The 13,568-nt window shown below is 69.8% G+C and carries 6 protein-coding genes; 5 read left to right on the top strand and 1 reads right to left on the bottom strand.

Translation table 11 applies throughout. The features are described 5' to 3' along the window. Nucleotides 1-8 precede the first annotated feature (8 nt). The 4 genes from mrdA to ACIP84_RS19675 all read left to right on the top strand — a co-directional run bounded on the left by mrdA (nucleotide 9) and on the right by ACIP84_RS19675 (nucleotide 7,078). Entirely contained in the window at nucleotides 9-2,279 is a 2,271-nt protein-coding gene (gene mrdA / locus ACIP84_RS19690) for a penicillin-binding protein 2 (protein ID WP_401798988.1), read from the top strand. A 4-nt stretch (nucleotides 2,280-2,283) separates the two neighbouring features. Continuing rightward, the gene (gene rodA, locus ACIP84_RS19685) at nucleotides 2,284-3,483 is read left to right on the top strand and encodes a rod shape-determining protein RodA (protein WP_030317586.1); all 1,200 of its coding nucleotides are present in this window, start codon (nucleotides 2,284-2,286) and stop codon (nucleotides 3,481-3,483) included. Between the two features lie 87 nt (nucleotides 3,484-3,570). Beyond that, the gene (locus ACIP84_RS19680; protein ID WP_401798986.1) at nucleotides 3,571-5,097 is read left to right on the top strand and encodes a CHAD domain-containing protein; all 1,527 of its coding nucleotides are present in this window, start codon (nucleotides 3,571-3,573) and stop codon (nucleotides 5,095-5,097) included. A gap of 52 nt (nucleotides 5,098-5,149) precedes the next feature. Continuing rightward, nucleotides 5,150-7,078, top strand: coding sequence for a TIGR03960 family B12-binding radical SAM protein (locus ACIP84_RS19675; protein WP_355966567.1), 1,929 nt, complete (start codon nucleotides 5,150-5,152; stop codon nucleotides 7,076-7,078). A 107-nt stretch (nucleotides 7,079-7,185) separates the two neighbouring features. On the opposite strand, the gene ACIP84_RS19670 is transcribed toward ACIP84_RS19675, so the two are convergent. Then, on the bottom strand, nucleotides 7,186-9,501 hold the full coding sequence (locus ACIP84_RS19670; protein ID WP_401798984.1) for a CDP-glycerol glycerophosphotransferase family protein: 2,316 nt from the start codon (nucleotides 9,499-9,501) through the stop codon (nucleotides 7,186-7,188). Between the two features lie 419 nt (nucleotides 9,502-9,920). Between ACIP84_RS19670 and ACIP84_RS19665 the strand changes: the two genes are divergently transcribed. Further along, nucleotides 9,921-13,529: a CDP-glycerol glycerophosphotransferase family protein gene (locus ACIP84_RS19665; protein WP_401798982.1), complete on the top strand. Its 3,609-nt coding sequence runs from the start codon at nucleotides 9,921-9,923 to the stop codon at nucleotides 13,527-13,529. Nucleotides 13,530-13,568: the final 39 nt, after the last annotated feature.

The raw sequence follows: 13,568 nt of genomic DNA, 5'->3' as shown, positions 1-13,568 counted from the left end.
CCGACCGTATGAGCAACATCCCCGAGACAGGGCGGACCCCCCGGGTCCAGATCCGGCTCGTCGTCATCCAGATCCTCGTCTTCTCGCTGCTGTTGACCCTGGGGGGCCGGCTCTGGTACCTCCAGATCCGCAACGGCAAGGAGTACACGGACGAGGCGAAGAACAACCACGTCCAGCAGGTCGTGCAGCCCGCCGTGCGCGGCTCCGTCCTCGATGCCCGCGGCGTCCCGCTCGCGGACAACGAGACCCGGCTCGTGGTCTCCGCGTCCCGCACCGAGATGATGAAGATGAAGGACCGCGGCAAGGCGGTCCTGACCCGGCTCGCCGACGTCCTCGACATGAAGCCCGACGACGTCGTCAACAAGATCAGGCTCTGCGACTCCAAGACCCCGAAGCCGTGCTGGAACGGTTCGCCCTACCAGCCGATCCCGGTCACGGACGAGGCCACCACCCAGCAGGCCCTCCAGATCCGCGAGCGCGCCGAGGACTTCCCCGGCATCACCGCCGAACCCACCGCCGTACGCCGCTACCCGGCGCCCGGCAAGGCCCGCACCTCGCAGGTGCTCGGCTACCTCTCGCCCGTCACCGACAGCGAGATCGAGAAGGCCAAGGACACCGACTCGCCGTTCCTCCGCTCCGACCAGATCGGCCGGTCCGGTCTCGAGCGCACCTACGACAAGGAACTGCGCGGCAAGGCCGGCGTCACCCGCTACGAGGTCGACAACCTCGGCCGGGTCATCGGCCAGGCCAAGAACGACCCCGCCATCCCCGGCTCCAACGTCGTCACCTCCATCGACGCCCGCGTCCAGGCGGTCGCCGAGTGGGAGCTGCACAACGCGATGGTCGAGGCCCGCAAGGTCCACGACAAGAACACCAGCGAGAACTACAAGGCCGACTCCGGCGCCGTCGTGGTCATGGAGAACAAGACCGGCCGGATCGTCGCCATGGCCTCCCAGCCCGACTACGACCCCAACGCCTGGGTCGGCGGCATCTCCGCCAAGGACTACGCGGCCCTCACCGGCAAGGACTCCAACTTCCCGCTCCTCAACCGGGCCATCCAGGGCCAGGCCGCCCCCGGCTCGATCTTCAAGGTCATCCCGACGACCGCCGCCGTGAACGCCGGATACGACTTCAACGGGCGCTACCCGTGCCCCTCCTCGTACTCCATCGGCAACCAGGTCTTCAAGAACTTCGAGTCCCAGGGCCACGGCTCCATCACCCTCGGCCAGGCCCTCGAGGTCTCCTGCGACACCGTCTACTACGCCCTCTCCCACCAGCAGTGGCAGAAGGACGGCGGGATGAAGCCGAAGAAGGACGCCAAGGACTGGTTCTACAAGACGGCCCATCAGTTCGGCCTCGGCGCCGAGACCGGCATCGACCTCCCCAACGAGGTCACCGGCCGTGTCCCCGACCGGAAGTGGAAGCAGGACTTCTGGGCGGACAACAAGGACTACTGGTGCCGCATCGGCAAGAAGGGCGGCACGTACGTCCAGCAGCTCTCGTACGAGAACTGCCTCGAAGGCAACCTGATGCGCGCCGGTGACTCCGTCAACTACTCCATCGGGCAGGGCGACACCCTCGTCACCCCCATCCAGATGGCCACCATCTACGCGGCCATCGCCAACGGCGGCACCCTCTGGAACCCCACCGTCGGCAAGGCGATCGTCAGCCCCGACGGCAAGAAGGTCACCGAGATCAAGCCCAAGGCGCACGGCAGGCTCCCCATGGACAGCAAGACGCAGGCCTTGATAGAGGAAGCCCTCGCGGGAGTCGCCACCCGCGGTACGGCCGCCTGGCGGTTCGGCGGCTGGCCGCAGGACAAGATCCCGATGCACGCCAAGACGGGTACCGCCGAGGTCTACGGCAAGCAGACGACCTCCTGGTTCGCCACGTACACCAAGGACTACGCGATCGTCATGACGATCGCCCAGGGTGGTACGGGCTCCGGCGCCTCCGGTCCCGCCGTCCGCAACATCTACGACGCGCTCTACGGACTCGACGACGCCGGCAACCAGGACCTCAAGCGGGCTCTGCTGCCGCAGCCGCAGAAGAGCCTCCCGAAGATCGAGGCCGACGGCTCCATCGACCCCCCGAAGGTCAAGCCGTACGACCCGGAGATCGGGAAGGTCGACCCCGACGCGCCCCTGAACCCGCCGGACGGCACCCAGCAGCCCGACCCGAACGACCCGGCCGACCCGGCCGACCCGGGCCAGGCCGACCCCGACAAGCCCGACCAGCAGGAGCTCGCGGGCCCGCCCGCCGCCTGGCGGAGGGACTGAACCGATGACCGCACCCCACGGCTTCTCCATCTCCCGGTACGCCCCCGAGCGCGGCACGCTCGCCAAGCTGGCCGCCCGAGACTCGGTGGTCCGCCGGCTCGACTGGCCGATACTGCTCTCCGCGCTCGCGCTCTCCTTCATCGGGGCGCTGCTCGTCTGGTCCGCCACCCGCGGCCGCACCGAGCTCAACAACGGCGACCCGTACTACTTCCTCTTCCGGCACGTGCTCAACACCGGCATCGGCGTCGCCCTGATGATCGGCACGATCTGGCTCGGCCACCGCACCCTGCGCGGCGCGGTCCCGGTCCTCTACGGCCTCTCGATCGTGCTGATCCTCGCCGTGCTCACCCCGCTCGGCGCCACCATCAACGGCGCCCACGCGTGGATCGTCGTCGGCGGCGGCTTCTCGCTCCAGCCCAGTGAGTTCGTGAAGATCACGATCATCCTGGTGATGGCGATGCTGCTGGCCGCGAAGGTCGACGCGGGCGACCAGATCCACCCCGACCACCGCACCGTCGCCAAGGCCCTCACCCTGGCCGCGCTCCCCATGGGCATCGTCATGCTCATGCCGGACCTCGGCTCGGTCATGGTCATGGCGGTCATCGTGCTCGGCGTGCTGCTCGCGTCCGGCGCCTCCAACCGCTGGGTCCTCGGGCTGATCGGCGCAGGCGTCGGCGGCGCGGTCCTCGTCACCGCGCTCGGCATGCTCGACGAGTACCAGATCAACCGCTTCGCGGCCTTCGCCAACCCCGACCTCGACCCGGCCGGCGTCGGCTACAACACCAACCAGGCCCGGATCGCGATCGGCTCCGGCGGCCTCCTCGGCTCCGGGCTCTTCAAGGGCTCCCAGACCACCGGCCAGTTCGTGCCCGAGCAGCAGACCGACTTCGTCTTCACGGTCGCGGGGGAGGAGCTGGGCTTCGTCGGCGCCGGCCTGATCCTGCTGCTCCTCGGCGTCGTCCTCTGGCGGGCCTGCCGGATCGCCCGCGAGACCACCGAGCTCTACGGCACGGTCGTCGCGGCCGGCATCATCGCCTGGTTCGCCTTCCAGTCCTTCGAGAACATCGGCATGACGCTCGGCATCATGCCGGTCGCCGGACTGCCGCTGCCGTTCGTCTCGTACGGCGGCTCGTCGATGTTCGCGGTGTGGGTGGCGATCGGCCTGCTCCAGTCGATCAGGGTCCAGCGACCCATGACGGCCTAGAGGACGTCCGGCGGATCCCCCAGGGGATTTCCGGACAGGCTGATGGGCGTACTCCCGCGGAGTTCACTTCCCGTCTAGATTCGATTCATGGCGGACACGAAGCGAGAGATCGAGCGGAAGTACGAAGCCACCCCCCGAACCGGCCTCCCGGACCTGACCCGGGCGGCCGGGGTGGCCTCGGTCACCGACGAGGGCGTCACCGAACTCGACGCCGTCTACTACGACACACCCGACCTGCGGCTCGCCGCCGACGCGCTCACCCTCCGCCGCCGCACCGGCGGCGCGGACGCCGGCTGGCACCTGAAGTTCCCCGTCGCCTCCGGCATCCGCGACGAGATCAGAGCCCCGCTCTCGGACACGCTCCCGCGGGCCCTGGCGGGGCTCCTGCGCTCCCGCGTCCGGGACACCGAGGTCGTCCCCGTCGTCCGCCTCCGCTCCTCCCGTGACGTCCGCCACCTCCGCGACGGCGACGGCACGATCCTCGCCGAACTCTCCGTGGACACCGTCCACGCCGAGGGCCTCACGAGCGGGGGAGAGGCCGCCTGGACCGAGATCGAGGTCGAACTCGCCGACGACACCGACCCCGCCGTCCTCGACGCCGTCGAGAAGCGCCTCAGGAAGGCCGGCATCCGGCCCTCGGACTCCCCGTCGAAGCTCTCCCGCGCGCTCGCCGAGACGGGCGTGGAGCCCGAGGCGCCCGCGGCCGTGCCGGAGCCCCCCGGTGCGCCCGGCACCGCCGGAGCCGCCGTCCTCGCCTACGTACGGGAACAGGTCGAGGCGATCGTCGCGTACGACCCCGCCGTACGGCGCGACCTGCCCGACGCCGTCCACCAGCTGCGCGTCGCCTGCCGGCGGCTGCGCAGCGCCTTCAAGACGTACCGGAAGGTCCTCGACCGGAAGACCACCGACCCGATCGGCGAGGAGCTGAAATGGCTCGCCGGAGAGCTCGGCGTCGCCCGCGACCACGAGGTCCTCGACGAACGGCTGCGCGCCCGCCTCGACGAGCTGCCCCGCACCCTGGTCCTCGGCCCGGCCAAGGCCCGGCTGCGCCGCCGTGACGCCGCCCACGGCAGGACAGCCCGCCGCCAGGCCCTCGCCGCCCTCGACTCCGCCCGCTACCTCGCCCTCCTCGGCGCCCTCGACGCGCTCCTCGCCGGCCCGCCGCTGCGCAAGGACGCCGCCGGCGACGCCCGGACGGTCCTCGCCCGCGCCGTCCGCAAGGACCACGCCCGTCTCGGCGGCCGGATCGGGCACGCCCTCTCCCTCGAACCCCAGCACGAACGCGACCTCGCCCTCCACGAGGCCCGCAAGGCCGCCAAACGCGCCCGCTACGCCGCCGAGGCCGCCCGTCCCACCCTCGGGAAGCCCGCGAAGCGGCTGGCGAAACGCGTGAAGGCCGTCCAGAGCCTGCTCGGCGAGCACCAGGACGCCGTCGTCGCCCGGGGCACCCTGCGGGAGCTCGCGATCGTGGCCCACGGGGCCGGCGAATCGGCCTTCACCTGGGGACTTCTGTACGGACACGAGGAAGCCGCCGCGGCCGCCGCCGAACGGGAGCTCCCCGAGGTCTGGGCCAGGGCCTCGGCCCCGGGACTCACGGCGTCCCTGACCCACTGAGCACCGGGGTACGCTTGAGAGTCGCCCCCCTGCCAGCTCACGAAGGTTCGAGATGTCTGCTGCCGAGTCTGTCTTCCCGCAGCTCGAAGCTCTGCTCCCGCACGTGCAGAAGCCGATTCAGTACGTCGGTGGAGAGCTGAACTCCACGGTCAAGCCGTGGGAGTCCGCCGATGTCCGCTGGGCGCTGATGTACCCGGACGCGTACGAGGTCGGTCTGCCCAACCAGGGCGTCATGATCCTGTACGAGGTGCTCAACGAGCGCGAGGGCGTCCTCGCCGAGCGCACCTACAGCGTCTGGCCGGACCTCGAAGAGCTGATGCGGGAGCACAAGGTCCCGCAGTTCACGGTCGACAGCCACCGCCCCGTCGGCGCGTTCGACGTCTTCGGCCTGAGCTTCTCCACCGAGCTCGGCTACACGAACATGCTCACCGCCCTCGACCTGGCAGGCATCCCGCTGGAGGCGAAGGACCGGACCGTCGACCACCCGATCGTGCTCGCGGGCGGCCACGCGGCCTTCAACCCCGAGCCGATCGCGGACTTCATCGACGCGGCGATCATCGGCGACGGCGAGCAGGCCGTCCTCGACATGACCGAGATCATCCGCGCCTGGAAGGCCGAGGGCCGGCCGGGCGGCCGCGAGGAGGTCCTCTTCCGCCTCGCGAAGACCGGCTCGGTGTACATCCCGCGGTTCTACGACGTGGAGTACCTGCCGGACGGCCGCATCGGCCGTGTCGTGCCCAACAGGTCCGGTGTGCCGTGGCGCGTCTCCAAGCACACCGTCATGGACCTCGACGAGTGGCCGTACCCCAAGCAGCCCCTCGTGCCGCTCGCGGAGACCGTCCACGAGCGCATGTCCGTCGAGATCTTCCGCGGCTGCACCCGAGGCTGCCGCTTCTGCCAGGCCGGCATGATCACGCGCCCCGTGCGGGAGCGAAGCATCACCGGCATCGGCGAGATGGTCGAGAAGGGCCTCAAGGCGACGGGCTTCGAGGAGGTCGGCCTCCTCTCGCTGTCCTCCGCGGACCACTCGGAGATCGGTGAGATCGCCAAGGGCCTCGCCGACCGGTACACGGAGGACAAGGTGGGCCTGTCCCTCCCGTCCACCCGTGTCGACGCCTTCAACGTGGACCTGGCCAACGAGCTGACCAGGAACGGGCGCCGCTCCGGCCTCACCTTCGCCCCCGAGGGCGGCTCCGAGCGCATGCGCAAGGTCATCAACAAGATGGTCTCGGAGGAGGACCTCATCCGGACCGTCTCCACCGCGTACGGCAACGGCTGGCGCCAGGTGAAGCTGTACTTCATGTGCGGCCTGCCGACGGAGACCGACGAGGACGTCCTCCAGATCGCCGACATGGCGATGAACGTGATCGCCGAGGGCCGCAAGGTCTCCGGCCAGAACGACATCCGCTGCACCGTCTCCATCGGCGGTTTCGTCCCCAAGCCGCACACCCCCTTCCAGTGGGCCCCGCAGCTGTCGGCCGAGGAGACGGACGAGCGGCTGCGCAAGCTCCGCGACAAGATCCGCGGCGACAAGAAGTACGGCCGTTCCATCGGCTTCCGCTACCACGACGGCAAGCCGGGCATCGTCGAGGGCCTCCTCTCCCGCGGCGACCGCCGCATCGGCGCGGTCATCCGCGCGGTGTACGAGGACGGCGGCCGCTTCGACGGCTGGCGCGAGCACTTCTCGTACGACCGCTGGATGGCCTGCGCCGAGAAGACGCTGCCGGAGATGGGCGTCGACGTCGCCTGGTACACGACCCGCGAGCGCACCTACGAGGAGGTCCTGCCCTGGGACCACCTGGACTCCGGTCTCGACAAGGACTGGCTCTGGGAGGACTGGCAGGACTCGCTCGACGAGACCGAGGTCGAGGACTGCCGCTGGACCCCGTGCTTCGACTGCGGCGTCTGCCCGCAGATGGACACCCACATCCAGATCGGCCCCACCGGCAAGAAGCTGCTGCCGCTGTCGGTCGTGAAGTAGCCACGCGGGACCGCGCGAAGGACCGCACCGCGGACCGCGCGGAGACCACGAAGAGGCGCCCGGAGCGAATCCGCTCCGGGCGCCTCTTCGTGCGTGGGGCCGCCGGCCTAGTGGTCGGCGCGCGCCTTGGCGAACTCGTCCTCGTCCGCCCGCCTCGGCGGGACCGATCCGGTGGCCTCGGCCACCCGCGGCGCCGGGGCCGGGGTGCGCTCGGCCACGGGCACCACGGCCGGCCGCAGCCGCTCCTCGCCGAGGAAGACCCGGCGGACGACCCGCTCGGCCGCGAAGCCGTCGTCCCAGGAGCAGAAGCGCTCCCGGAAGGCCTGCCGCAGGGCGGCGGCCGGCTCGGCCTCCCAGGCGCCGCCGCGGAAGGCCTCGATCAGCTCGTCCTCGGTGGTGGTGATCACACCCGGGGTGTCACCCGGCTCGCCCGAGAGCAGGTCGAAGGTCACACCGCGGCAGGTGCGGTACATCTCCCAGTCGTCGGCGTACGTCACGATCGGCCGGTCGAGGTTGGCGTAGTCGAACATGATCGACGAGTAGTCGGTGATCAGGGCGTCCGAGGCCAGGCAGAGCTCCTCCACCGACGGGTGCCGCGACACGTCGATCAGGGCGCCCCGCTCGGCGAGGGCGTTCAGCTCCGGGTCGCCGCCGTAGAAGTAGTGGGCGCGGACCAGCAGGACGAAGTCCGGGCCGAGTTCGCGGGCGAAGCGCGCGAAGTCGAGGCGCGGGACGAAGGAGTCCTTCTGGTGGTCGCGCACGGTGGGGGCGTACAGGATCGCCTTCTTGCCGTGCCCGATGCCGAGCTCGCCGCGGATCCGGCGGACGTCCGCGGCGGTGGCGCGGTAGTAGACGTCGTTGCGCGGGTAGCCGGTGTTCAGGGTCTGGAAGGCGGCCGGGTAGACCCGCTCCCAGTGCTCGGTGGAGTGCAGGTTCGACGAGACGCTCCAGTCCCAGCGGTCCACCCGCTCCAGGAGCTTGTCGAAGTCCATGCTGCGGGCGACGGCCGGGTACTGCTGCTGGTCGAGGCCCATCCGCTTGAGCGGGGTGCCGTGATGGGTCTGCAGGTGGACCTGGCCGGGGCGCTTGATCACGGAGTCCGGGTAGTTCACGTTGTTGACCAGGTACTTGGCCCGGGCCAGCGCCTTCCAGTAGCCGAAGGTGGCCGGGGCGATCCGGGTCAGGCCGGCCGGCACGCTGCCCGCGTACGCCTGGTTGACGACCCACACACCGCGCATGCCGGGTGCGAGCTTCTTGGCGGCCTCGTGCACGGCGAGCGGGTTGCAGCCGGGAGTGCGGCCCCAGTACGCCGAGTAGACGGCGAGGTTCTCGTCCAGCGGGAGGCGGCGCTGCACACCGTAGTAGGCGCGCAGGGCCTTGCGGCCGCCCCAGCGCTTGGTCCGGCCGAGGGCGCCGAAGGCCGTCTCACGGGTGCCGTTGACCGCCTTGAGGGCCTCGAACGCGGCGTACGAACCGGTCCGCATCACCTTGAACTTCAGGCCGAGCATGCCGGGCGGCGGGGTGAAGCCCGCGGGCTCGTTCCGGCGGTAGGTCTCGCCGGCCTGCTTCAGGTAGGCGCGCCGGTGGCTGCGGGGTATTCGGAAGCCACGGGCGAAGGTGAAGAGGAAGTGGGCGACCATCCGCTCGAAGACGAGCCTGCGGTACGCGTCGAGGCCGGGACGGCCCTCGAGGTAGTCGAAGACCCGCTGGTACTGGTCGAAGATCACGAAGTGCTTGCGCGGGGAGCTGCTGCGCATCGAGCTGCCCTGGCGGCGCTGGCGGTACTCGACGACCACGTACTCCAGACCCGCGACGCGCTCGGCGGCCGCCATGGTCGTGTAGACCATGAGCGCGTCCTCGTACAGCCCGTCGGTGAACGAGTAGCCCTCGCCGGTGAAGAAGTCGCGGCGGTAGAGGCGGTTCCACACCACGGCGAAGATCCGCAGCAGTTCGAGCTCGTCGACGGGGCTGACCACCCGGTCGCGGATCGCCGCCAGGTACGGACCGGTCTTGCTGGTCTCGACGCTGCCGTCCACATGGGTGCGGACGTGGTCGAACAGCAGGATCTCGGGGTCCTGGGCCTCGTCGAGGCGGTCGGCCATGGCCTGCAGGGAGCCGGGGCGGATCGAGTCGTCTCCGTCGATGAAGAGCAGGTAGTCGCCGCGGGCGTGCTCGACGCCCGTGTTGCGGGCGGCACCGATGCCGCCGTTCTCGGCGCGGTGGACGGCGCGCACCCGCGGGTCGCGGGCGGCGAACTCGTCGATGATGGCGCCGCTGCTGTCCACGGAGCAGTCGTCGACCGCGATGACCTCGAAGTTCTCGTAGCCCTGCGACGTCACCGACTCGAGGCACTCACGGATGTAGCCCTCGACCCCGTAGACCGGGATGATCACGCTGAATCTGGGGGTAGCTGCAGCCGCCATGCCTTGTCGTCTCCTCAGTCGAACCGCTCAGATGAAGTATGACAGGAGCCCCTTCGCGCCCCCGAGGCCGCGGGCGGCCGCCCCGGCGTCGTTCCTTCCCACGTCACCGCCGCTTTCGCCCCCCTGGGGGCCTCTCTGTCCGATCGGTGACCGGAAGACGAGGGGGTGATGCCGGACACAACGGCAGGAAAACGGCTGTGGTACGGATCGTCTATTCTGGAGTGCTGCGGCGGCCGGGGGGTCGCCGCAGAGTCGTATAGGCCGAGCGGAACCAGGTCTTGCCGAGGGCTGGGCGGGTTTTTCCCGGAGGGCGGAGACGCCCTCGTCGGTCCGCAGGAAAACCGAAGAGCACGCCCCGTCACCCCTCAGGCGCTCGAGCTTGTCGAGCGGGTCTGAAACGGAAAGGAACGCAGAACTACATGGCACCCCGGCTCAGCGTCATCGTCCCGATCTACAACGTGGCGCAGTACCTGCCCGCCTGCCTCAACTCGTTGGCCGTGCAGACCTTCCAGGACCTGGAAGTTCTCATGATCGACGACGGCTCCACCGACGAGTCCCACGCGATAGCGGCGGAGTTCGCGGCCAAGGACGCCCGTTTCCGGCTGATACGCAAGGAGAACGCCGGCCTGGGTGCCGCCCGTAACACGGGCCTCGACAGCCTGGCCCCGCAGAGCGAGTTCCTGGCGTTCGTCGACAGTGACGACATGATCCCGCCGGACGCCTACCGGATGATGATCAGCAGCCTGGACGAGACCGGCTCCTCCTTCGCCACCGGCAACGTCGAGCACATCAACTCGACCAAGGTGTGGCAGTCCCCGATGCACCGGTTCCTTTCCCGGGGCGCGGTCAAGCGCACGCACGTCAGCAGGAAGCGCCAGCTCCTCACCGACCGGATCGCCTGCAACAAGGTCTTCCGCCGTGACTTCTGGGAGCAGCACGCGCTGCGCTTCCCCGAGGGCGTGCTGTACGAGGACACCCCGGTCATCGTGCCGGCCCAGTACCTCGCCGAGTCCGTCGACATCATCAGCCAGGCCACCTACTACTGGCGGCTGCGCGAGGGCGAGGCGAGCCCCTCGATCACCCAGCGCCGCAACGAGCCGAAGGCCGCCCGCGACCGGGCGTCCGCGGTGGAGTCCGTGAGCCGCTTCTTCGCCGCGCAGAAGGACCCCGTCGCCGACTCGCTCAAGCGTGAGTACGACCACACCGTGCTCACCGGCGACCTCCGCATCTTCCTCAACGTGCTGCCCGACGGCGACGAGGAGTACCGCGCCGAGTTCCTGCGCGTGGCCAACAAGTACCTCGACCAGGTCGACATCAAGGCCCTCGACCGGCTGCCCACCGCGCTGCGCGTCAAGTGGCTGCTCGTCCGCAAGCACGCCATGGCCGAGATCCTCGAGTTCATCGAGGCGGAGCGGCTCGGCGAGCCCGTCGAGCTCGGCGGCGTCATCCGCAAGTACGCCAAGTACCCCTCGCTCGAGTCCCACGCGAACCTGCTGCCCAAGAAGTTCCTGCGGGTCGACAAGGACCTCCAGCTGCGCTCCCCGCTGAAGGAGCTGTCCTGGGAGGACGGCAAGCTGCGGCTGGCCGGTCACGCCTGGATCGACCGCGTCGACCAGACGAGCAAGCGCAGCGTCGTCAAGCTGCTCCAGCTGAAGAAGGACGGCACCCAGCGCCGCATGCTGCTGCCGCTGGCCAACCTCTTCAACCCCGAGGCCACCACCGGCTCCGGCCACAAGGGGCGCGGTCACAGCTTCGACTGGGCCGGCTGGGAGACGGTCATCGACCCGGCCCGGTTCCGCAAGGGCGACCAGTGGCAGGAAGGCCTCTGGCACGTCGGCATGCGCGTGCTGTCCGGCGGTCTCGTGCGCTCCCGCTCCGTGCACTCGTACGGCTCCGACCGCCTCACGTACCCGCCCTACCAGTGGCTCGACGACGACTACCGGATGGTGCCGGAGATGCGGCGCGCGGCCCTCAAGCTGCGCATCGAGAAGGTCCCGGTCCTGATCACCGGCTTCGAGCGGTCCGGCGACGACATCCTGGTCGAGGGCGACCTCCGCGAGACCCTCGCCCCGGGAGCCGAGATATCCCTGCGCGTCGCCAACCAGAACAGTGGTGAGGTGCTCCTCTACCCGGCTGAGGTCCTCCCGGCCGTCGGCGGCCGTACGCCGCTGCGGGTCCGCGTTCCCCTGCGGGACGTCGCCCTGCTGCCGGAGCACCTGGACACCGCCGCGGCCCGCGCCGCGGGCGGCGCCGACCCGGCGAAGCTGATGCGCCGCAACTGGAGCACGCAGATCCAGATCGACGAGCCGGAGAAGACCCCGCGCAAGGTCCGGGTCGTCGTCCGGGACGGTCTCGCCGACCTCCAGATCCGGTTGCCCGAGACGTTCGGCGAGGAGGCCTCGCTGAACGAGGTCGCCATCCTCTCCGGTGCCAACGCCTACCTGAAGTTCTCCGGGCGTCCGCTGCGCGCCACGATCACCGGCGTCTCCGAGGCCGACGGCACGTTCACGATCCGCGGCACCGCGCCCATCGAGCTGTCGGGCCACCACCTGGTCGTCAGCGCCAAGAACCGCTTCGACGAGAAGACGGTCCCGCTGACCGTCCTCCCGGACGGCGGCTTCGAGACGACCTTCCGTCCCTCCACGATGTCGGGCGCCCACGGCAGGCTGCCGCTGAAGGCCGGCCGCTGGGTGTTCCGCCTGGACGGTGCGGAGGGCGAGCCGTCGATCCCGCTCGTCGTGGACCGCCTCGCCGCCACCCAGTTCCCGCTGGAGGGCAGGCACAACGGTCGCGAGTACCAGCTCGAGGTCCACTGGCAGGACCACCCGCAGCTCAACTGCATGACGGACCTCACGGCCATGGAGAAGGGCGCGAACCGCCAGTACCAGCTGCGCCAGGAGGTCTACGAGGCCGGCCGCGAACTGCCGCTGCGCGACTCGGTGCTGTACATCAGCTACAACGGCAAGCAGTACTCGGACAGCCCGCGCGCCGTCCACGAGGAGCTGCTGCGCCGCGGTGCGGACGTCGAGCACCTGTGGCTGGTCCGGGACGGCCAGGTCGAGCTCCCCGACACGGTCAAGGCCGTCAAGTTCCAGGGCCGGGACTGGTACGAGGCGCTGGCGCGCTCGCGCTACATCGTCACCAACGCCCACCTCCCGCACTGGATCAAGCGGCGCGAGGGCCAGGTGATCGTGCAGGCCTGGCACGGCACGATGCTGAAGAAGATCGGCCTGGACATCGACGCGCCGAAGTTCGACCCGAACTACCACGAGCGGCTGGTCCAGGAGGCGGCGAACTGGAACATCCTCGTCTCGTCGAACCGTTTCAGCACCCCCATCCTGAAGCGCGCCATGGGCTACAACGGGCTGATCGCCGAGACGGGTTACCCGCGCAACGACTACCTCTACGCCGAGGACCGCGACGAGCGGGCCCGTGAGGTGCGGGAGAAGCTGGGTCTTCCCGAGGGCAAGAAGGTCGTGCTGTACGCGCCGACCTGGCGCGACGACCTCTCGCACAGCCGCGGCCAGTTCAAGTTCGACCTCCGGGTCGACCTCGAGGACGCCCGCCGCCGGCTCGGGGACGACCACGTCTTCCTCATCCGGCGCCACTCCAACATCGTGGACAGCATCCCCGGTGCCGGGAACGGCTTCGTCTTCGACGTCTCCGAGTACCCCGACATCGCGGACCTCTACGTGGCCGCCGACATCATGATCACGGACTACTCCTCGGTCATGTTCGACTACGCGCACCTGCGTCGCCCGATGCTGTTCTTCACGTACGACCTGGAGCACTACCGGGACAAGCTGCGCGGGTTCTACTTCGACTTCGAGAACGACGCCCCGGGCCCGCTGGTCGACAACTCGAACGACCTGCTCCAGGCCATCCGTGAGATCGACGAGGTGGCGGCCGAGTACCAGGAGAAGTACGACGAGTTCCACCACCAGTTCTGCGACCTGGACGACGGGCACGCGTCCGGCCGTCTCGTCGACCTGATGTTCAAGATCGCCGAGGAGGGCGCGCCGCTGTAGGCGGCGCTCCGCCGGGCATACGGAGAGCCCCGGTCCGCA

It is taken from the genome of Streptomyces sp. NPDC088707 (genome assembly GCF_044752725.1).
In the GTDB taxonomy this organism is placed as follows: domain Bacteria; phylum Actinomycetota; class Actinomycetes; order Streptomycetales; family Streptomycetaceae; genus Streptomyces.
The sequence above is the reverse complement of the archived record's forward strand: the minus strand, read 5'-3'. Positions and strand labels throughout refer to the sequence as shown.